Source organism: Pectobacterium versatile (genome assembly GCF_020166435.1).
Taxonomy (GTDB): Bacteria; Pseudomonadota; Gammaproteobacteria; order Enterobacterales; family Enterobacteriaceae; genus Pectobacterium; species Pectobacterium versatile.
In genome coordinates this window covers 54,864-77,164 of the sequence record NZ_JAINZP010000019.1, presented here as the reverse complement: position 1 = coordinate 77,164, position 22,301 = coordinate 54,864, and the positions used below count along the sequence as shown (strand labels likewise).

Sequence of the window (22,301 nt, the reverse complement as noted above, 5' to 3'; positions counted from 1 at the left end):
CACGAAGGGTGAGCTTCATTTATGAGGCTCATTAATCCCCAGGAGCTTACTCAAGTAAGTGACTGGGGTGAGTAAGAGTAGCCAACGCACAAGCAGCTTGAAGTATGACGGGTATTGTCCTTTCCATCAAAAGGGTTAATCTAGCCTCTTGAAAGGAAATAGCGATGAGTTCAATAGACAGAAGCTATCTCATTGATTGGTCTCTTTGCCTGTATTCACTCAGGCAGAATCCCTATACTGATCGCTGTTTTTTATATCATCCGATCATTAACCGCTATCTACAGGAGTAATTATGGTCCTGGTAACTCGTCAAGCCCCAGACTTCACCGCAGCTGCCGTTTTAGGCAGTGGCGAAATCGTCGAAAATTTCAACCTGAAGAAGCACATCAACGGTAAAGCTGCCGTGATCTTCTTCTGGCCGATGGACTTCACCTTCGTTTGTCCGTCAGAGCTGATTGCTTTCGATCACCGCTATGCCGAGTTCAAGAAACGCGGCGTAGAAGTGGTTGGCGTGTCCTTCGACTCCGAGTTTGTTCACAACGCATGGCGTAAAACCCCTGTGGACAAAGGCGGCATCGGCGAAGTGCAATACGCGATGGTTGCTGACATTAAGCGCGAAATCCAGAAGGCCTACGGCATTGAGCACCCAGAAGCCGGTGTTGCACTGCGTGGTTCTTTCCTGATCGACAAAAACGGCGTAGTTCGTCACCAGGTGGTGAACGATCTGCCGCTGGGTCGTAACATCGATGAAATGCTGCGTACCGTTGACGCCCTGCAATTCCACGAAGAGCACGGCGAAGTGTGCCCGGCGCAGTGGGAAAAAGGTAAATCCGGTATGGGCGCGTCACCAGACGGCGTAGCGAAATACCTGTCTGAGAACGCAGACAAGCTGTAATTCCTCATCCTGCCGACATGGCAATATGATGACCAAGCCAGTTGCTATGCAGCTGGCTTTTTCTTTGCTCGCAATTTATCCCTCTGTTCTTCTTCACCTCTCACCGCCTCTTCCCGGCGATATCTTAAATAATACAAAAGGTTGACTAGGGGCGCTAAATCCTTAGCCTTAAAGCCACATCGTGTTAATGCACGACAGATTCATTGGAATAAGGAGAACGCATGCAACAAAATCTCGCGCTGTGGCTGAGAGAAGCTGGAATAGAACACGCTAGCATCATTGCGTTACTGATTGTTCTTGGGCTGATATTGCTCATTTCTGCCGTCATCCACCTGATTTTTCATCAGGTTGTGCTGAAAAGAATGGTACTGCGCTCACTCAATAAGCCCGGAAAAACCGAGGGGCACGGGTGGAAACAGGCGCTGACGCAACACAACTTGTTTAACCGGCTGGCCTTCTTGCTCCAAGGGGTGATCCTGAATATTCAGGTCTTTGTGTGGCTTCCCTCGCAGAGTGAAACCCGTGAAGCGCTCATCATCTGTTCTCAAGTGTGGATCATGGTTTTTGCGCTGCTGTCCCTGTTCTCGCTCCTCGATGTTCTGCTCAACGTTTCCGCCCGAACCAAAGTCGCCGCCCAATTGCCGCTGCGCGGTATCTTCCAGAGTCTGAAACTGATCGCCACCATTGTTATCAGTATTATGGTGGTGTCACTGCTCATCGGGAAATCGCCGCTGATTCTGATTAGTGGGTTAGGCGCAATGGCCGCCGTCCTGATGTTGGTGTTCAAAGATCCGATTATGGGATTGGTCGCGGGCATCCAGCTTTCCGCCAACGACATGTTAACGCTGGGAGACTGGCTCGAAATGCCGAAATACGGCGCTGACGGGGCCGTTATCGATATCGGACTGACAACGGTAAAAGTGAGAAATTGGGACAATACCGTCACCACCATTCCCACCTACGCGTTAGTATCGGATTCTTTTAAGAACTGGCGTTCGATGTCGGAATCAGGGGGACGACGCATCAAGCGCAGTATCAATATCGATACCACCAGCGTGCATTTTATGACGGAAGACGAGCAGGCGCGATTGCTACGCAGCAAGCTGCTGTCGCCTTATATTCAGAACAAGAAGAGCGAGCTGGAGCAGCACAATGCACAGTCCGATTCCGACCTGACATCACCGCTGAACGGCCGTCGTCTGACGAATTTAGGCACGTTCCGCGCCTACCTTCAGGTATATCTGCGCACCCATCCAGGTATTCATAAAGGGATGACGCTGATGGTGCGGCAGCTTGCACCAACGTCAGAAGGGGTACCGCTGGAAATTTATGCGTTTACCAACACGACCGCCTGGGTCGATTACGAAAGCATTCAATCTGACATTTTCGACCATATCTTTGCGATCTTACCGGAATTCGATCTCCGCGTTCATCAAATACCAACCGGCCACGATATGCGGGTCATGGCCCAGCAAATGACGGCTCCGAAAGCGTAATATTGGCTCAAAAAAAAGCGCTCCAATGAGAGCGCTTCCTCTGATAGCAATCGACTAACTTAATTCTATGCAGCTACCGCGTTCTGACGCTTCTTCTTCCAGACATAGCCCACTAAAAGCAGCAATATCCAAATGATGCCGACATACAGCGACACGCGAGTGTCCGGGAAGTAGCCAATCAAACCAATGATGAAGAACAGGAAGACGATGCCGAACACGGAGGTCACGATGCCACCGCGCAGTGGGAATGCCAGCGCCTTCACTTCATCTGGGCTCAGACGGCGGCGGAATGCGATCTGAGAAAACAGAATCATGATCCACACCCACACCGTTGCAAAGGTTGCCAGTGAAGCAATCACCAGAAAAACTTTACCGGGCATAATGTAGTTCAGGTACACCGCCACCAGCAGCGCCATCATCATTACAACCACCGTGACCCACGGGATACCACGTTTGGAAAGGCGGCTAAACACCTTCGGTGCATGCCCCTGCTCCGCCATCCCGTGCAGCATACGGCCGACGCCGAAGACATCGCTGTTAATCGCCGACAGCGACGCGGTAATCACGACAAAGTTCAGGATGCCTGCCGCCGCGGTAATCCCCATATGCTGGAACGTCAGCACGAACGGGCTCCCGTTGGTACCGACCTGATTCCACGGATAAATCGACATAATGACGAACAGCGTGCCGACATAGAACACCAGAATACGCCACGGCACAGAGTTAATCGCACGAGGGATAGACTTCTGCGGGTCTTTCGCCTCACCAGCCGTAATCCCGATAATCTCCACGCCGCCATACGCAAACATCACCAGTTGCAGCGACAGAATCATCCCCATCACGCCGTTACTAAAGAACCCGCCATTGCTCCAGAGGTTGTGGATACCAGTCGGCTCCCCCCCGTTGCCAATACCCCAGATGATGATGCCGATCCCGGCCGCGATCATGATGATAATCGTGGCCACTTTGAAGAAAGAGAGCCAAAACTCCAATTCACCAAAGGCTTTCACATTCATCAGGTTAATGGCACCAATGATGAGTACCACGCTCAGAACCCACACCCAGTGCGGTACGGCAGGGAACCAGACGCCCATGTAGATGCCAAATGCAGTCACATCGGCAATGGCGACAATCAGCATCTCAAAGCAGTAAGTCCAGCCGGTGATATACCCCGCCAATGGCCCGAGATAATCCTGTGCATAGCGGGAAAACGAGCTGGACTGCGGGTTATGCACCGACATTTCGCCCAGTGCGCGCATGATGATATATGCGACAACCCCACCGATCAGATAAGCCAGTAATACACTGGGGCCAGCCATTTGGATCGCACTCGCGGAACCATAAAACAGACCGGTTCCGATCGCCGAGCCAAGGGCGATAAAGCGGATATGCCGCGTGCTTAACCCACGCTTGAGCTTAGAGGATGGTTGTTCCATTGATAAGCAACCCTGTCTTATATAAAGAAAAACATTACAAAAAGAAAAACCACAGGCAAAAACCTGTGGTGCAGAAACCCAACGTTGTGCTGGAGCAGTACGCTATCCCTACCGCCCCAGTGCAATCAGGTATTAACGATATTATTGATGTACCGTAACTTCCTGACGACCACAAAGTCTGTCGTAAATCACCGCAACCAATAAAATCAGCAGTGACGGTGGCAGCCAGGCCAACCCTTGCTCGCTCAGCGGCAAGTTGAGGCTCCACTCTGGCAACAGCGTTTTGAAGGCCGATGATTTTATACCATCAATCATGCCAAATAACAGACTGACTAACATAACGGGAGCCACAATACGTGAAGCGCTATTCCACCAACGCAGCGTAAAGCTCAATAAAACCAGAATGATACACGGTGGATAAATCGCCGTCAGTACTGGAATGGAAAGTTGAATCAGATGGCTTAGGCCCAGATTAGACACCACCATTGAGAACGTTCCTAGCACAAACACCAGCGTGCGGTAAGACAACGGCAGGTATTGCGCAAAGAACTCAGCACAGGCACAGGTTAGCCCCACCGCCGTTACCAGACACGCGATGAAGATTAACAACGCCAGGAAGCTGCTTCCCATGTTGCCGAACGTGTGTTGCACATAGGCATGGAGAATTTCAGCACCGTTTTGCGCCTGCGGCACCAGTTCACCACTGACAGAACCGAGCTGGAACAGGCTCAGATAGACCAGTGTAAGACCGATGCCCGCAATTAACCCAGCCCATACGGTATAACGCGTCAGCAGCACGGAGCTGGTCACCCCACGCGAGCGCGCTGCATTAACGATCACGATACCAAAGACCATTGCGCCCAGCGTATCCATCGTCAGATAGCCGTTGACGAAACCATTAGAGAACGGCAGTTGCTCATACGTTTCTGTCGCCGGGATAGGTGAACCGGCAGGCCACAGCACAGCAGCAATACCCAGTACAGCCAGAGCAATAATCTTTAACGGTGCCAGCACGTGGCCGACCGTGTCCAGCAGTTTGCCCGGATACAGGGAAATCGCGATCACAATGGCAAAATAAATCAGGCTATAAATCAGCAGCGGAGAGGCTCCGTTGCCGACTAAAGGCGCCAGACCGACTTCAAACGACACGGTTGCCGTGCGCGGCGTTGCGAACAGTGGCCCAACAGCCAGATAGCACACGGTAGCCAGAACCACACCGGCCTTTTTACCAATCGGCGAGCTCAGCGCGTCAACGCCACCGCCAACCCGGGCAAGCGCGATCACGGTCAACACCGGTAGACCCACCGCCGTCAGCAGAAAGCCAAGCGCTGCGGTCCAAACGTGCTCTCCCGCCTGCAATCCCACCATTGGCGGGAAAATAATATTTCCTGCCCCCACGAACAAAGCAAAGGTCATAAAACCTAATGCCACGATATCTTTGGAAGTTAAACGATGACTCATAGTTATGTCGTGTTGCCTGTATCAAATCGATAAAAAGAAAACGGTGCCGTTTATCGCCGCCAGAAACCATTCGCAAACGGGTAACCCGAAGAATGAGCCAACGCTCTGACGACGCGAAAGATGGCGGTCATATACTCTAAATAATTCGAGTTTCAGGAAGGCGGCAAGCGAAGCAATCCCGATGAGCTTACTCAGGTAAGTGATTCGGGTGGCTGAACGCGGCCAACGCACATGCAACTTGAAATATGACGAGTATAGAGGAGTTATTTTTTGCACAGCCATATTGGGTGCTAAGTAAAACGTTTATAGCGTAAAAAGACAAGTGGAGATCCAAAAACCAGAGTATCAAGCCTAACTATGCCAAAAAATAAGAATATAAATTGGTTTATCCTGATTTGCATAACACATGATTTGCGCATTTATCTATATTTCATTGCAATAAAACTGACAAAAACTGGCATAAAATGCGCCGTTCGATCATAAAAAAAACATATTTCACAAAATCGTCGCGAACGGAAAGCTGGATAACGGCCACAAAAAAGGCCGGATCGTATGATCCAGCCTCTGTATATCTGTTGCAGAGATAGCGCTATCTCATCGGTATCACCACACGCGATTGGCGATATCCACGACAAGTTTCAGCTTATTCCACTGCTGCTCTTCCGTCAGGCTGTTGCCCTCTTCCGTTGAAGCAAAGCCACACTGCGGGCTCAGGCAAATTTGGTTGAGATTGACATATTTTGCCGCTTCCGCGATACGCGCCTGCACAACTTCAGCCTCTTCCAGCTCACCGTTCTTCGTGGTGATCAGACCCAGCACCACCTGCTGATGGCCTGGCTTCACAAAACGCAGCGGCTCAAACCCACCGGCTCTCTCGGTATCATATTCCAGGAAGAACGCATCAACATTCACTTCACCGAACAGAATTTCTGCCACAGGCTCGTACCCGCCTTCAGAAATCCAGGTCGAACGGAAATTACCGCGACAAACGTGTAAACCGATCACCAGATCCGCAGGCTTATCAGCCAGCGCTTTGTTCAGCACATCAGCATAGGTTCGTGCCAGCTGTGCAGGATCCTCACCACGTTCACGGATCTGGCGTTTTTGATCGTCAGAGCACAGGTAGGCCCACACGGTGTCATCCAGTTGCAGGAAGCGGCAACCTGCATCATAAAATGCGTGGATCGCATCGCGCCAGGTTTGTGCCAAATCATCGAAGTAGTCAGCCAGATCGGGGTAAACCGTCGCATCAATCGCTTTTCGTCCACCACGGAAATGCATCACGCTAGGGCTTGGAATCGTCATTTTCGCGACGGCATCGCCAGAAATGCTTTTCAGATAGCGGAAATGATCGAGCATTGGGTGCTGAGGATTAAAACTCACTTTATCCACAACGCGAATCGCATGGGATTTGGTCTGAATACCGTTGAATTGAATACCGTGATCGGCTTCGTAGCGCTCCACGCCGTGCAAATCGGCAAAGAAGTCGAAGTGCCACCAGGCACGACGCAGCTCACCATCCGTCACAACCTGCAAGCCCGCTTCACGCTGCTTTTCTACCACGCGCAGAATCTCACGATCTTCAATGTTACGCAGCGCAGCATCGTCAATCTCGCCTGCCTGATGCTGAAGACGTGCTTCCTTAATCGCTGCCGGACGCAAGAAACTGCCGACGGTATCGGCACGGAAAGGGGATAAGGTGTTCGCCATATGTCGCTCCTGACATGTTGCCAGTACTGTTCTTCAAGAAAGAAGCGTACTGACAGATAGTTTCAATATGAAATATTTGCCCAAAGGGATAATTACATTTAATTTTATTTAGCCATCTGGACGTCTAAATTTAAAACTATCCTGTCACGTGGCGAATCACAGGGCAATGGAAGAATTTTCACGTCACATGAAGAAAGTTCACGTGACGTGAAAATGTCGCCAACTCTTGATGGAAAGAGGAATTATTCCGGCAGGCCAATCAGCTGGCGCGCCTGACGACGCGTTTCTTCCGGCAGTGGCAAGTAGCCATCCTGATTCACCAGCGCTTGCCCCGTTTCAGACAGCACACGCGCTAAAAATGCCGCCGTCAGCGCTTCCAGCGGTTGGCTGGGTGCTTTGTTCACATAGATATAGAGATAACGGGTGTAGGGATACAAACCGCTGCGGATATTCTCAATCGAGGGGTAAATGTAGTCGGTGCCTTGTGCGGCTAACGGCAGCATTCTCACGCCACTGGTACGAAAACCCACGCTGGCATAGCCGATGGCATCGGTTGACGCCGCAACGGCCTGCACAACGGACGCCGAACCCGGCAATTCATTAACCTGAGGAAGGAAATCGCCACGGCATAGCGCCTTTTGCTTAAAGAACCCATAGGTTCCCGACGCAGAGTTTCGCCCATAGCGCAGTAGCGTGCGCTTTTCCCAACTGCCATGCAGGCCAAGATCGCCCCACTGTTTTATCGGCTGGTGGTTACCGCAGCGCTGCGTAATCGAAAAGATGGCATCCAACTGCGACAAGTTCAGCCCAGGCAGTGGGTTATCCTGATTGACCAGCACGACCAGCGCATCCATTGCCACCGGCACCGCCAGCGGCGGGTAACCATAATGCTGGACAAATGCCTCAATTTCGCTGGCCTTCATCGCCCTGCTCATCGGCCCAAGCTGCGCGGCTCCCGATGCCAGAGACGTCGGTGCAGAGGACGAACCAGCGGCCTGAATCTGTAAATTCACGTTCGGGTAATGCTGGCTGAAATCCGCAGCCCAAAAGGCCATCAGGTTAGCCAGCGTATCCGAGCCCGCGCTGGAGAGGTTACCTGCCAACATCTGGCGAGGTTGCGCGGAGCACAACGCGCTGAGCAGCAGTAAAAAAGCGCCCGCAATACGAGTGGCGGATGTCATGGATAGCGTTTTCCGTCAGGCTGAAGGTTTCACCGTATTTTCAGCCAGAGAGGCAGGGACAATCAACCGATTCGGCAACGTAAAGACGAAACGTGAGCCCAGCCCATCCTCACTCATGATCTCCAGACGGGAATCATGATGGCTGAGCGCATGCTTAACAATCGCCAGCCCCAGTCCGCTACCGCCTGTTTGTCGTGAACGCGCCTTATCCACCCGATAAAAGCGTTCCGTCAGGCGCGGCAAATGCTCGGCCGCAATCCCCGGTCCGTTATCGCTGACCTGAAATTGTGCGCCCTGTGGGATCTTCTGCCAGCAGACTTCGATACGCGTTCCCTCTGGCGTATGGTTGACCGCGTTATACACCAGATTGGATACCGCACTGCGCAGCTGTTCTTCATTACCAAACACGCGGAGGCTTTCGTTCACACGAAAAACGATCTCATGTCGCCCCTGACTCAGGGTCTGAGCTTCACGCTGCAATACGCGCAGCATCAATGGAATATCGACTTTTTCATTCAGATCAATTGCCGTCGCCGCCTCAATACGGGACAAGGTCAGCAGTTGTTTGACCAGCCCGTCCATGCGCCGGGTCTGCTCCTGCATGGTATTCAGCGCCTTCCCTCGCAGGGCCGCATCCAGCGTTTCTTCCTGCATCATTTCCAGATAGCCCTGCAACACCGTCAGCGGCGTACGCAGTTCATGGCTCACGTTGGCAAAAAAGTTACGTCTGGCGCCTTCAAGCTGGTGCATTTGCGTAATATCACGCACCACCATCAGTAGCTGCCCTTCGGAATAGGGCATCACGCGGAATTCAACATGGTGAGAATTATTCAACTGTAGCGTGAGAGGACGGCTAAAATCCTGTCCTTTCATGTAATTCGTGAATTCGGGATAGCGTAATAAGTTGAGGATATTCTGACCGTTATCCTCCGGCCAGCGGAAACTCAGCAGGTGCTGCGCCAGATGATTACACCAGAAGATCGTTCCTTCTTCGGTAGTGATCACCACGGCATCGGGCAAGGATTCGGCACCGCTACGAAACCGTTTGATCAGGAGCGCCAGCTCACGGCGTCGGCGTCGGTTACGCAACTGCATCTGATAGAGCCCGTAGAACAGCGGTTCCCAGCTCCAGCGACCGGGCGGTGGCGTCATGCTGCGGTCAACCCACAGCCAATAAGAGAGTTTTAGCTGGTTATAAAAATTCCAGCACAGTAAGCCTAATACCGCGACCAGCAAAAACCAGGGCAGATAACCAAAAATCAGCCCCAGCAGTAAAGCGGGCAAACAAAAAAAAGCCAGCTCCAATGCCAGCCTTTTCCAGGATAAACGTTCTAGCACGTTAATGTGTCTCCGGTTACGATCACCTCAGTAACGCGTTGAAAAACGGTAGCCCGTTCCCCGAACGGTTTGCACCATTTTGTCATGTCCGCTGGTTTCCAGCGCTTTACGCAGGCGACGAATATGGACGTCGACAGTACGATCCTCAACATAAACGTTAGTGCCCCAAACGTGATTCAGCAACTGTTCCCGGCTATAAACACGTTCAGGATGCGTCATAAAGAAATGCAGCAGTTTAAATTCCGTCGGCCCCATGTCCAACGCGTGCTCTTCGGTCGTCACGCGATGTGAGGAAGGATCAAGACTCAGGCCACGCATTTCAATCACTTCTTCCACCGCCATCGGTGAAATTCGTCGCATCACGGCTTTGATACGCGCCACCAATTCTTTGGGTGAAAACGGTTTGGTAATGTAATCATCCGCCCCCACTTCAAGCCCGCGCACGCGGTCTTCTTCTTCGCCACGCGCGGTCAACATCATCACGGGGATATCACGCGTCAGCGCCTCGCGCTTCATATGCTTAATGAATTGCAGGCCTGACCCGCCTGGCAGCATCCAGTCCAATAACACCAGTTCTGGGAATGGCTCCGACAGTTGCGTCACCGCGCTGTCATAGTCTTCAGCTTCAACGGGTTGATAACCATTTTGTTCCAGTACAAAGCAGACCATTTCACGAATTGGTGCTTCATCTTCCACGACTAATATGCGTTTTGCCATTGTTAATCCTGTCGTTAATCATCGTCGCTGTTAGCAGGCGGAGGCATTATGCGTCAGTTTTATGACAGATTTATGAAAAACGCACGGACCGCTCTGCACGATTGTTACAGCGCGTACATCCGATTTTTCGAGCCGCTTTCCAAACTCCTGATTCCACCGCGACAGCCGCCATCCCTGCTATATATAATCATGGTATTACGATGACAAAGCGCCCTGGCGACGACACACCCTTTCACATAATAAATAATGACAACGTCATCCACCGCCACGCGGCATGAATATCAAGAGAACACGATGCGCATTATCCACACCGCCGATTGGCATTTAGGGCAATATTTTTATACCAAAAGCCGCGCTGCTGAGCATCAGGCTTTTCTGCACTGGCTTATCGCTCAGGTGGAACAACATCAGGTCGATGCCATTATAGTCGCAGGCGATATTTTTGATAACGGCTCGCCCCCCAGCTACGCACGGGAAATGTATTATAGCTTCGTGGTAGAACTACAGCGCACGGGCTGCCAGCTCGTTATTCTCGGCGGCAACCACGATTCTGTCGCGATGCTAAACGAATCCCGCGAGCTGCTAGCCTGCCTGAACACACAAGTGATTGCCTGCACCAGCGACGATCCGGCCCAACAGGTAATCCTGCTGGAAAACCGTCAGCGGCAGCCCGGTGCCCTGCTCTGCGCGATTCCTTTTTTACGTCCGCGTGATGTCTTAACCAGCAAAGCCGGACAATCCGGGGATGAGAAACAGCTGGCGCTACAGGAAGCGATTACCGCGCACTACCAGCAGTGTTACAAACTGGCTTGCCAAAAGCGCGACGAACTAGGCCTACCGCTGCCGATTATTGCAACCGGACACCTGACGACAATTGGCGTGACCGCCTCAGAATCCGTGCGCGATATTTATATTGGTACGCTCGATGCCTTCCCGGCTCAGGCTTTTCCTCCTGCGGATTATATCGCGCTAGGCCATATTCACCGCCCGCAGCGCGTGACCCAAAGCGAGCACATTCGCTACAGCGGCTCACCCATTCCGTTGAGTTTTGATGAACTAAACAGCGAGAAATCCGTCTGTCTGGTGAGCTTTGCACCTGACACGCCAGCACAAGTAGAAACACTGCCAATTCCCGTCACTCAGCCGATGCAGCTGATTAAAGGCAGCCTGAGTGATATTGAACAACAGCTGGCCACCTTCCAGAACTATCAGGGCGATAAACCCGTGTGGTTGGATATCGAGATCAACACGCAGGATTATCTGAGCGACATGCAAAAACGCATTCAGGCGATGACCGAAAACCTGCCCGTGGAGGTGTTGCTGCTGCGCCGCACGCGTGAACAGCGCATGCAGGCGATTACCCGACAGGACAAGGAAACGCTAAACGAACTGAGCGTACATGACGTTTTTGAACGTCGTATGGCAACGGAGACAGACATGGAAGACGGTCGCCAACAGCGTGTTCGCACGCTGTTTAATCAGGTTATTGATGAACTGGAAAATAGCGAGCCTGCCCAATGAAAATCCTCAGTCTGCGCTTAAAGAACCTCAACGCGTTGAAAGGCGAATGGAAAATCGACTTCACGCAGGAGCCGTTTTCCAGCAACGGCTTATTTGCCATTACCGGCCCGACCGGCGCGGGGAAAACCACGCTGCTAGATGCCATCTGTCTGGCCCTATATCATAGAACACCTCGTCTGGCTGTTATCTCCAACAAGCAGAATGACCTGATGACGCGTAATACCGCAGAGTGCCTTGCCGAGGTCGAGTTCGAGGTTAAAGGCGTCGGATATCGCGCTTTCTGGAGCCAGCGTCGGGCAAAAAATACCCCTGACGGTAACTTGCAGGCTCCCAAAGCTGAACTCGCGCTCATAGAAGACGGCAAAATTCTGTGTGAAAAAATCAGCGATAAAAAAGATATGGTGGAAAAAATCACCGGATTGGATTTTGGCCGTTTCACGCGCTCGATGATGCTGTCGCAGGGGCAGTTTGCCGCGTTCCTCAACGCACAAGCTAGCGAGAGAGCGGAACTGCTGGAAGAGCTGACCGGCACGGAAGTTTACGGCCTGATTTCCGAACGCGTCTATGACAAACACAATCAAGCAAGCGTTGCACTGAACGCGCTACAGGCGCGCGCATCAGGCATTCAACTGCTGACCGATGAGCAACGTCAGCAGGTGGAAGAACAGCTTGCCGCGCTGATCCAGCAGGAACAACGAGGCAACGTTGAACGTGAGCAAGCGCTGACTACGCTGCGCTGGTTTGAGCAACTGACGCAGCAGCACACGCAGTTAACCAGCACGCAGGCGCAGCATGCGAGCGCCGAATCCGCCATTCAGCAGGCTAAACCGCAGCTTGACAGGTTAACTCACAGCGAACCGGCAGAAAAACTGAGGCCGCTACATCAGGAACGAGAGCGCTATCGACAGGAATCTCTTACGCTGGCACAGCGTATTGAACAACTGACCGAGAAACAGGCCGCCGAGCAGGTGACGCTAACCGCGCTACGCCAGCAGGAAGAAAAAGCAGAGCAGGATGTTAGTGAGCACAAACGGGTACGGCAGCAACAAGAGCAGGTGATCAACGAACAGGTTGTGCCACTTGACCATCGCATTACCACGCTGGTGCAGCAAAGAACGCAGCAACAGGACGAACTGGCAAAAACGCAGGCTCGTCTGCACGCGGATGAAAGTAAACAAACGCAGACAGCGGCGGAACAGCAGCAGGCTAAACAGCAGCTTGAACAGATCCAGTCTTACCGCCAGCAACACGCGCATCATCAGCAGTGGGGAGAACAACTTCCTCAGTGGCGCACCCAGTTTCGGCAACTGCGCCAGCTTCAGGACGAGCAAGAGAAGCTGGAGCAAAAACAGACGCAGCACACCGCACAGTCAGCATCGCTACAGCAAGAGACGGTGACGCTGGCGGCACAACAGCGTGAACAACAAGCGGTCGTTGATGCAGCCCGTCAGCAGTTCATGCAACACGATGAGACACGGCAACAGCAGGAAGCGCACCAGCCGCTTTCCGCCCTGCAACAGCAGTTTAATCAACGCATTGACCAGCGCGCTGAACGCCAACGGCTCGCGACAATCAGCGACCAGTTCCAGCGTCTGCATGTCCGCAAGCAGCAGCACCTCACCAAACAGGATGAGGTACAAGAGCATATCAGCCAGTCGCAAATATTACTGAAACAGCAGCAGTCTGAGCATGAACAGCGCAGCCAGCATCTGGTCGATCTGGAAACGCTGCTCCGTCAGGAAGAACATATCGTTAAGCTGGAAGCCGAACGGCAGCGGCTACAGGCTGGCGATCCTTGCCCACTGTGCGGTTCAACCGAGCATCCCGCTATCGAACGCTATCAGGCGCTGCAACCGTCTGAAACCCAAAGCCGCCTGACAGCGCTACAGCAGGAAGTGAACCAGTTAACGACAGCGCTGGCGAATACGACGGCACAATTGACCGCACGAGAGCAACAGCGGGAACAATTGCAACAGGAGATCGCTCAGCTCGATAGCGAACATCACGCCTTGCTGCAACAGTGGCAAGATGTCAGTGAGCGCTTACAAGTTAACTACACGCTGGAACAACCGGATGAGATCGCAGCCTGGTTTACCCAAAATGAAGCCGAAGAACAGGATATTCGACAACAGATTACCGCACGCGAGCAATTGCAAAAACAGTGGCAGGAAAGTAAGGATTTACTGACTGCCACAGAGGCATTACAGCGGGAACTCGACCAGAAAGTCGCGCTCAACACCCAGCAACAAACTTCGCTAAGCGTTACGCAGCAAGAAATCGAGCAGTCGCTGCAAAACGTGCACCAGCAGATCACGCAGCACACTCAGGAAATCACGCAGGCGCTGACAAATGTGGGGCTTCTGCTACCGGAGGCCGACGCACAGGATGGCTGGCTAGCTCAGCGTGAAAGCGAATGGCAAGACTGGAAAGCCAGAGAGCAGGAGCAATCTCGCTTAGTTCCGCTGTTAGCCACGCTGGACAGCGATCTTCAGCATCTGAATTGCAGCGTGGCTGAGGCAAAGCAGCAACTACAGGCGCAACAACAGCAGTTGGAACAACACCTCGCGTTGCTCAACACAAGCCAACAGGAACGACAGACACTTTTCGGCGACAGGCAAATCGCGGCTGTGCGCGAACAGCTACAGCGAACCAGCCAACAGTATGACGATGCGCTCCGGCTGGCCCTGTCAGCTCGGCAGCAAACCGAAACGACGCTGAGCCGCCTGACGGGGGAGCTAGCGAGCACGCAACAGCAGCATGAACAGAGCACCCGCCAGCGTGAAAGTGCGACAGAGCGCTTTAGTCAGGCTTTACAGCAAAGCACGTTCGCTGATGAAACGACGTTCCTCAATGCGCTGCTTGATGAGCAAGAACGCCAGACGTTGCAGGCATGGAAGGAAGAACTGTATCAGCGTTTGCAGCAGGCGGCGGCACTTCACCAGCAGGCTGAGCGGGATCTGCTTGCCCATCAACAAAAGCGCCCCGCCTCCCTGACAGAAGATGCTACACAAGAAGCGGTACAGCAGCAGTTGGCAACGCTGGATGAAACGCTGAAAGCTAACCTGCGGCAGCAGGGTGAGTTCCAGCACCAGTTAGCTGACGATAAACAACATCGCCGGAACCAGCAGGATTTGCTCAATGAGATCGCCCAAAGTCAGCAAATGTATGACGACTGGAGCTGCCTTAATACGCTCATCGGCTCACAAAGCGGACATAAATTCCGTAAGTTTGCTCAGGGGCTAACGCTGGATCATCTGGTTTATCTCGCCAATCTGCAGCTTTCCCGCCTGCATGGGCGCTATATGCTGAAACGGAAACCCGGCGACGAGCTGGAGCTGCTGGTGATGGATACCTGGCAAGCGGACGCCGAGCGTGATACGCGTACGCTGTCCGGCGGCGAGAGCTTCTTAGTGAGTTTATCGCTGGCGCTGGCGCTATCCGATCTCGTCAGCCATAAAGCCAGCATCGACTCGCTGTTTCTGGATGAAGGCTTCGGCACGCTGGATGCCGAGACGCTGGATATCGCGCTGGATGCCCTCGATAACCTGAACGCCTCCGGTAAAACCATCGGCGTCATTAGCCATGTCGAAGCGATGAAAGAGCGTATCCCAGTACAGATCAAAGTGCAGAAGGTTAACGGATTAGGCGTCAGTCGGCTGGCGCCGCAGTACGCCGTTTAGCCATTATTCCGTCTTCGGCCAGAGCCAGGCGGCTCCGCGTACCCCGCTGGAGTCGCCGTGTACAGCCTGACGCACGGGCGTTTCGCACTCACCGCCGAAGATCCACTGTTTAATCTTTTCCGGCACGGTCTGATAAAGGCGAGAAACGTTGCTCATTCCGCCCCCCAGCACCACGACATCAGGGTCGAGCAAGTTAATCACATGCGCCAGCGATTTCGCCAGACGATGTTCATAGCGCTGTAACGCCAGTTCTGCGATGGGGTCGCCCTGCTCCGCTAAGGCAATGATGGCCTCGCCCTTGTGCGGCTGGCAGCTCAGGCGCTGGTAATCCACGGCAAATCCGGTGCCGGAGATAAACGTTTCAATACAGCCAGATTTACCGCAGTAGCAGGGAACCGTCTGCCGATAGCGCAGTTCATCGTCATCCATCCAAGGCAGCGGGTTATGTCCCCACTCGCCCGCAATACCGTTGCCGCCGACGTGAGCCTGACCGTTCAGCGCAATGCCCGACCCGCAGCCGGTTCCGATGATGACCGCAAAGACGGTCTGCTTCCCTGCCCCGGCACCGTCAACCGCTTCTGAAACCGCGAAACAGTTCGCGTCATTGGCGACCCGCACGGGCCGATTCAGCAGTGTGGCGAGATCACGATCCAGCGCCTGACCATTGAGCCAGGTGGAGTTGGCATTTTTTACCTTACCGGTAAACGGTGACAGCGTACCGGGGATCCCCACGCCAACGCTGCCACGGCTGCCTGTCGCTTTTTCCGCCATCTCCACCAGCGTGGCAATAGTCCGCAGCGTTTCCGGGTAGTCATTTCTTGGCGTCGGCATACGCTGCCGAAAACGTTCCAGCCCCTCATCATCCAGCGCAATGACTTCCGTTTTCGTCCCGCCTAGATCGATACCGATTCTCATGATGTCTCCCCGCGTGTTGTAAATAGGCCCGAGTAAATTTGTCACCGACCTGAAAACGTTCTTATATGGATAAGTACCCTAAATAATTCGAGTCGTGCAGCCAACGTACATGCAGCTTGAAGTATGACGGGTATAACCAGAGAAACCAATCAGCTGCCATTCAAAGCGTGATAGGTATTCCTCTGAATCCCAGTTTTTTATTCCACATAACCGCCTCGAATTCGTTATCATGCGCGCAACATTACAAACCCGCGTGCAAACCTGCGCGCCCAGTCAGGGATAACACCATGTTGTGGTTTAAGAACTTAATGATTTACCGCCTAAGCCGGGACAGCGTACTGTCCAAAGATAACGTTTTATCTGCGGATGAACTGGAAAAACGGCTCAGTGCTTTCGCGTTCACCCCGTGCGGCAGTCAGGATATGATGAAAACGGGTTGGGTATCACCGATGGGGTCGCATAGCGATGCCTTAACGCACGTCGTTAATGGGCAAATCGTTATCTGCGTCCGTAAAGAAGAAAAAATCCTGCCGTCCCCGGTCATCAAGCAAACCCTTCAGGCCAAGATTGAACGCCTGGAAGCAGAACAGCACCGCAAGCTGAAAAAAACCGAAAAAGACTCGCTGAAAGATGAAGTGCTGCATAGCCTGCTGCCGCGTGCATTCAGCCGTTTCAGTCAGGTTTGGCTGTGGATCGATACGGTTAACGGCCTGATTATGGTCGATGCCGCCAGCGCAAAAAAAGCGGAAGATACACTGGCGTTGCTGCGTAAAACGCTGGGCTCGCTACCTGTTGTGCCGCTGACGATGGAAAACCCCATCGAGTTGACGCTGACCGAGTGGGTTCGCTCCGGTGAACCAGCAGCAGGTTTTGCGCTACAGGATGAAGCAGAGCTGAAAGCCATTCTGGAAGACGGCGGCGTTATCCGCTGTAAAAAACAGGATTTGGTCTGCGATGAAATCGCCGTACACATTGAAGCAGGCAAACTGGTCACCAAGCTGGCGCTAGACTGGCAGGAACGGATTCAGTTGGTATTGTCCGAGGACGGTTCGGTAAAACGGTTGAAGTTCTCTGATACGCTGCGGGAACAAAATGACGATATCGATCGGGAAGATTTTGCTCAGCGGTTTGATGCCGATTTTATTTTGATGACCAGCGAGCTGGCGGCATTGATTGCGAATCTGATTGAAGCGTTGGGCGGAGAAGCCCAACGTTAATACTGCCGATTGTTAATGCTGCCGATTGTTAATACAGTCGGTGATTGCCCGCCACCGTTCTGGCAGCGGGCAATACTTCTTCACTGCCGGAACCCGTTAGACCCGGAATGCCCCGACAACAGCGTTCAGTTCTTCAGCCTGTGACTGCAACGCACCCGACGCAGCGGCAGATTCCTGCACCAGCGCGGCGTTTTGTTGCACCATTGAATCCAGTTGCGCGACCGCTTTGTTGATCTCGTTGATCCCACGCATTTGCTCATCTGCCGCATGCGTGATTTCAGACATCACCGAGCTCACCGTAGAGACGCCGCCGACAATTTCATTCATCGTGTCGCTGGCCTGACGAACCTGCACGGAGCCAGAGGTCACGCTGGAGACCGTCGATTCAATCAGCTCTTTAATTTCTTTGGCAGCCTGTGCGCTACGCTGTGCCAGACTGCGAACTTCACCGGCAACCACGGCGAAACCACGGCCCTGTTCACCCGCACGCGCCGCTTCTACTGCAGCGTTAAGCGCCAGAATGTTAGTCTGGAATGCAATGCCATCGATCACGCCGATGATATCGCCGATTTTCCCAGACGCGACCACGATCTCTTCCATCGTGACAATCACATCGGACACCACTTTTCCGCCTGTACCGGCATCTTTCGACAGCAGCAGCGCTTTCGCGTTAACCTGCTGTGCAGAACCTGCCGACTGCGTAACCGCCGCAGAAATTTCTTCCAGCGAGGCTGCGGTTTGCTGAATGCTCGATGCTGCAGATTCAGTACGCGCAGAGAGATCGTTGTTCCCCGCCGAGATTTCATCCGCAGCGACCTGAAGCGATGCGCTGATATCGCGAATCTGCATCATGACCTGACTGATTTTGTCGACAAAGATATTAAACGAGCGCGCAATTTGTGCCACTTCATCATGCCCTTCGTCCGGCAGACGCTGCGTCAGATCGTTATTACCGTTGCTGATATCATCCATTGCGTCGCGGATTTGCAGCAGACGTTTGAGCGCTGACGCGATGATGAAACCAATCACCAGCGTGCCCAACAGTGCAATAACAACCAGCGTGATGACCGATGTGGAGAGCAGAGAACGCATGCCAGCGGTAGCTTCGGCTTTATCCAACGCCACCAGCATGTACCAACTCGTGCCAGTAATCGGTTTTGCCACCACGAGCTTTGTCGAGCCAGAAAAATCCACATCACGGGCGCTATCGGCTGAAAGAATGTCGTTCAGATCAATCCCAGGGGCAATGTCGGTGATATTTTTCAGCGTCAGTTTTTCATCTGGGTGAGCAATGATCAGGCCGCTACGCTCGATGAGAACACCGAAGCTATCTTTGGCTGGGTGAATCGCTTTTACGTTTTCAATCACGCTTTTCATCGTGACGTCACTACCAACTACGCCTCTGACCGCTCCACCTTCCACCACGGAAGCGACGAAAGAAACCACCAGCGTATTCGTCACCGCATCAACGTAGGGTGCAGTGACTAGCGGTTTGCCCTCTTTCACCGCCTGCTGATACCAGGGCCGGACAGTCGGGTTGTAATCAGCAGGAATACCGCCAGAATCGGCAAACTTGGCTGTGCCATTGGCATAACCCATGTACACATTCAGGAGTCCACCGGATGCCGCAATCTGTTTAAACAGCGGAATCGGATCCTCATCGGTCACGACACGGTTGTGCAACGCAGAGATCATCAGTGTTTTAGAAGCAACCCAGTCACTAATAGCGATGCTATGGCTCGTCGCTACCGCATTCAGCGTATTTTGGATCGATTCCTTATTAGCATTATTGGCGATGGTGTAATTAAGAAAGGTATTGATAACAAGTGAAAGCACAACAATGGTCGAACAGGCCGCAAGAATGCGGGAACGCGTCGTTTTCAGCATAAAATACTCTTTGCGTAGAATAGTTATACTATCCATAACGGCAGAGAAAAATAAAACTTGAATATGATCACATTATACAACTGCTATTTATCTTAAAAGCCGATTTAATAATTAATATGTTCAACCAAAAAACAACATTAAATAAGTCTCCAAACAGATAAACAAAGCAATTATATGGAATAAAAAACCACAATAACAAAAAAAACAAGAATAAAAAACTTATTAATACCCACAACATAACATTATTGATAAGACTCATTATTTATTAAATTTTAACAAGATAGGGATAATTCCGAATAAAATCGCCATTTCTTCATATTATTAATTAATAAGTGCAATTAAACAATATAACTCATATATGGGATTAATGATTACTGTTATGAGAAGAAAACAAAAACGTATGGTGAATCAAAAAATAGCGAGGCAATAAAAAAGTGGCTTTCCATTAATAATGAAAAACCACTTTTATTTTATTGACAAGAAGAGGGAAATTACAGGTACTTACACAAATAAGAGGTCGACTCGACTACCTGCAAATTGAATTCACTTTTTCCCGGAACGAAAAAGGTTTCTCCCGGTGTGAAAACCTGCCAATCCGGTGAGCCTGGCAGCAGGACTTTCAATGCTCCGGTGATCACCGTCATTTCTTCCGGCTGCCCGGTTCCAAAGGTGTATTCACCCGCATCCATGACGCCGACACTGGCGCGGCCAATGCTGTCGCCTTCAAAACCGATTGATTTGACCTTCCCTGCAAAATACTCATTTACATTCAGCATAGCGCGGCACCCTATCATCGAAAAAATTCAGGAAATTCATCTTAAAAGGAGAGTCGAGCCACTGTCACGATCTATTCATTGAAAGTTGGTGTTCGGTAACACTGACTGGTGATTATTTTGCCAGTGTCCGGTTCACCTTCCTATGCTGCCGACAGGCGCAGCGCCTTCAACACGCTTGCCACAATCGCTTCTGGCGTTTGTGATGCATCGATGACGTGGTGCGCGACGCCGCGATAAAGCGCCTCGCGCGCGGCCAATACATCAGCCATTTCCTCTGCGATGGGGCGACCCGTCAGCGTCGGACGCTGGTTATCCTGCGGATTTTCTTCCAGCCGCTGAGCCAGCAGTTCGGCATCCGCATGGAGGTAAATGACGGTGCCTTTGTCATGCATAAAGCGCCGATTGGCTTCCGCCAGCACCATACCACCGCCCGTCGCGACGATGCAGCGGTTAGACGTCACCTGTTGAAGCGCCAGACTTTCACGCTGGCGGAACCCATGCCATCCTTCCTGCGCAACCACATCAGCCACCGTCATATTGGTGGTCTGCTGCATAAACAGGTCGGTATCGACAAAGTCATATCCTAACGCCTGCGCCAGCTGATGCCCAACGGTGGTCTTTCCACAGCCTCTGGCACCAACCATAAAAATGGGGTGTGTCATGTAATGACGTATCCTTCTTCTTTATTCACCCACTCCGCCATACTTCAAGCTGGACGCACGTAGGCTGTCCCGCCACTCGAATTATTTCGGGTATCAAAGATAAATAGGGGTGATTACCTGCTTTGTCGTGGGCTGAATCATACCGATAAAATCAACAGAGAGGGAAGTGACTTCTCAGTGGAAACGAAAAGTTGAATAACCAAAAGTAAAAATGGGATGACAGGAAATAAAAAGCCCCGCGTTTAAAGGCGGGGCTACCACACTAAAAACCGATCAGGCGATTAATACGCGTGGAAATAATCCTGAATCACCGCTGGGTTCGTCGTTTTCGTCAGCGCCAGCATCAGCAGAATGCGTGATTTAGCCGGGCTCAGAGAATCGGCAACCAGACCCGGTTGGCCCGCATCCGGTGGCACGATGCCGCTGCCGGTACGGCTGGAACGCACAACAACGATACCTTTGCTTTCCGCTTTACGGATACCGGCGTCGCCGCGCTTGGATACGCTACCTGCGCCCATCCCCGCATACACGATGCCTTTTACACCGTGTTTGATAGAGGCGTCATACATATATTCTGGATCGTCCTGATAGCCATAAATAATGTCGACAGCTGGCAGTTTATCTACGTTGGTCACGTCAAATACGGAACGCGTGGTGTGAACTTTATCCAGACGCGTCTGGTAATAAACTTTGTCACCGATAATCACGCCCAGATAACCTTCTTCTGGCGCTTTAAAGGTGTCCAGCGTAGAGGCGTTGGTTTTGCTGATGAAACGGGCAGAGCCAATACGGTCGTTCAGCACAACGAGAACACCGCGACCGCGAGAGTTTTTATCCGCTGCCACTTTTACCGCACCGTACAGGTTCATCGGGCCGTCGGCGCTGATGGCCGTTGCCGGACGCATCGCTGCGGCAAAGACCACCGGTTTGTCACTCTTCACCGTCAGGTTCAGGAAGTAAGGCGATTCGTCGAGCGTATCCGTACCGTGCGTAATGACCACGCCATCAACATCGCTGCGTGCCAGCAGCTCGTTCACGCGCTTGCTCAGCTTCAGCAGCACGTCGCTGGTCATATTTTCACTGCCGATGCTGGCAACCTGCTCGCCTGAAATATTGGCAAGCGTTTTCAGCTCTGGCACCGCTTGAATCAGCGTCTCTACGCCCAGCGCACCGGCTTTATAACCTGTGGTTTGCGTGTTGGCCGCAGCGGAGCCTGCAATCGTACCGCCCGTTGCCAGAATGACAATGTTAGGCAGATTTTCTGCCGCATTTGCCAGAGACGAAAAACAAACAAAAACAACAACGAATAATGCGTTAAATATCCTTTTCATAACCTATACCAACTTATTGAGTTAAGTGGCAGACCAGATACGTCAGGTGCCTGATCTGTAAGTAAAAAATACCCACTC

Annotated in this window: 16 protein-coding genes; 5 read left to right on the top strand and 11 right to left on the bottom strand. The window is 52.2% G+C overall.

Translation table 11 applies throughout. The features are described from left to right. The first annotated feature begins 292 nt into the window (after positions 1-292). Entirely contained in the window at positions 293-895 is a 603-nt protein-coding gene (locus tag K7X24_RS17515; protein WP_010299049.1) for a peroxiredoxin C, read from the top strand. A gap of 221 nt (positions 896-1,116) precedes the next feature. Next, positions 1,117-2,391: a mechanosensitive ion channel family protein gene (locus tag K7X24_RS17510; RefSeq protein WP_224556212.1), complete on the top strand. Its 1,275-nt coding sequence runs from the start codon at positions 1,117-1,119 to the stop codon at positions 2,389-2,391. A gap of 65 nt (positions 2,392-2,456) precedes the next feature. On the opposite strand, the gene proY is transcribed toward K7X24_RS17510, so the two are convergent. The 6 genes from proY to phoB form a co-directional block, all read right to left on the bottom strand. Next, positions 2,457-3,827, bottom strand: a complete 1,371-nt coding sequence (gene proY / locus K7X24_RS17505; protein WP_103861116.1) for a proline-specific permease ProY — start codon at positions 3,825-3,827, stop codon at positions 2,457-2,459. A 141-nt stretch (positions 3,828-3,968) separates the two neighbouring features. Further along, positions 3,969-5,288: a branched-chain amino acid transport system II carrier protein gene (gene brnQ, locus K7X24_RS17500; RefSeq protein ID WP_044206534.1), complete on the bottom strand. Its 1,320-nt coding sequence runs from the start codon at positions 5,286-5,288 to the stop codon at positions 3,969-3,971. Positions 5,289-5,891: 603 nt separating this feature from the next. Beyond that, on the bottom strand, positions 5,892-6,998 hold the full coding sequence (locus tag K7X24_RS17495; RefSeq protein ID WP_224556210.1) for a cobalamin-independent methionine synthase II family protein: 1,107 nt from the start codon (positions 6,996-6,998) through the stop codon (positions 5,892-5,894). Between the two features lie 242 nt (positions 6,999-7,240). Then, positions 7,241-8,179, bottom strand: a complete 939-nt coding sequence (locus tag K7X24_RS17490; protein WP_224556208.1) for a PstS family phosphate ABC transporter substrate-binding protein — start codon at positions 8,177-8,179, stop codon at positions 7,241-7,243. A gap of 15 nt (positions 8,180-8,194) precedes the next feature. Next, positions 8,195-9,517 (bottom strand): phosphate regulon sensor histidine kinase PhoR, encoded by a 1,323-nt coding sequence (phoR, locus tag K7X24_RS17485; protein WP_039540292.1) that lies wholly within the window; start codon positions 9,515-9,517, stop codon positions 8,195-8,197. A gap of 27 nt (positions 9,518-9,544) precedes the next feature. Further along, positions 9,545-10,234 (bottom strand): phosphate response regulator transcription factor PhoB, encoded by a 690-nt coding sequence (gene phoB / locus K7X24_RS17480; protein WP_005975981.1) that lies wholly within the window; start codon positions 10,232-10,234, stop codon positions 9,545-9,547. Between the two features lie 294 nt (positions 10,235-10,528). Here phoB and sbcD point away from each other — a divergent pair, with 294 nt between their 5' ends. Together sbcD and K7X24_RS17470 are read left to right on the top strand one after the other, a co-directional pair. Further along, positions 10,529-11,755, top strand: coding sequence for an exonuclease subunit SbcD (gene sbcD, locus K7X24_RS17475; RefSeq protein WP_224556206.1), 1,227 nt, complete (start codon positions 10,529-10,531; stop codon positions 11,753-11,755). Beyond that, positions 11,752-15,435 carry an AAA family ATPase gene (locus tag K7X24_RS17470; RefSeq protein WP_224556205.1) on the top strand — a complete coding sequence of 1,228 codons (3,684 nt, stop codon included), beginning with the start codon at positions 11,752-11,754 and terminating at the stop codon, positions 15,433-15,435. The genes sbcD and K7X24_RS17470 overlap by 4 nt, the downstream gene beginning before the upstream one ends. A 3-nt stretch (positions 15,436-15,438) precedes the next feature. Here K7X24_RS17470 and mak read toward each other — a convergent pair whose 3' ends face one another. Continuing rightward, positions 15,439-16,350: a fructokinase gene (mak, locus tag K7X24_RS17465; RefSeq protein ID WP_224556203.1), complete on the bottom strand. Its 912-nt coding sequence runs from the start codon at positions 16,348-16,350 to the stop codon at positions 15,439-15,441. Positions 16,351-16,637: 287 nt separating this feature from the next. On the opposite strand from mak, the gene rdgC reads away from it, so the two are divergent. Further along, a complete protein-coding gene (gene rdgC, locus K7X24_RS17460; protein ID WP_039490456.1) occupies positions 16,638-17,567 on the top strand; it encodes a recombination-associated protein RdgC in 930 nt (309 codons plus the stop codon). 96 nt (positions 17,568-17,663) lie between these two features. Here the strand turns inward: rdgC and K7X24_RS17455 are convergent, their stop codons facing one another. From K7X24_RS17455 to K7X24_RS17440, 4 genes are all read right to left on the bottom strand, one after another. Further along, positions 17,664-19,454: a methyl-accepting chemotaxis protein gene (locus K7X24_RS17455; RefSeq protein ID WP_224556202.1), complete on the bottom strand. Its 1,791-nt coding sequence runs from the start codon at positions 19,452-19,454 to the stop codon at positions 17,664-17,666. A 491-nt stretch (positions 19,455-19,945) separates the two neighbouring features. Further along, positions 19,946-20,230 (bottom strand): pyrimidine/purine nucleoside phosphorylase, encoded by a 285-nt coding sequence (gene ppnP / locus K7X24_RS17450; protein ID WP_224556199.1) that lies wholly within the window; start codon positions 20,228-20,230, stop codon positions 19,946-19,948. 140 nt (positions 20,231-20,370) lie between these two features. Then, on the bottom strand, positions 20,371-20,892 hold the full coding sequence (gene aroL / locus K7X24_RS17445) for a shikimate kinase AroL (protein WP_010298497.1): 522 nt from the start codon (positions 20,890-20,892) through the stop codon (positions 20,371-20,373). A 281-nt stretch (positions 20,893-21,173) separates the two neighbouring features. Further along, positions 21,174-22,223: a type II asparaginase gene (locus tag K7X24_RS17440; protein ID WP_010298495.1), complete on the bottom strand. Its 1,050-nt coding sequence runs from the start codon at positions 22,221-22,223 to the stop codon at positions 21,174-21,176. Positions 22,224-22,301 lie beyond the last annotated feature (78 nt).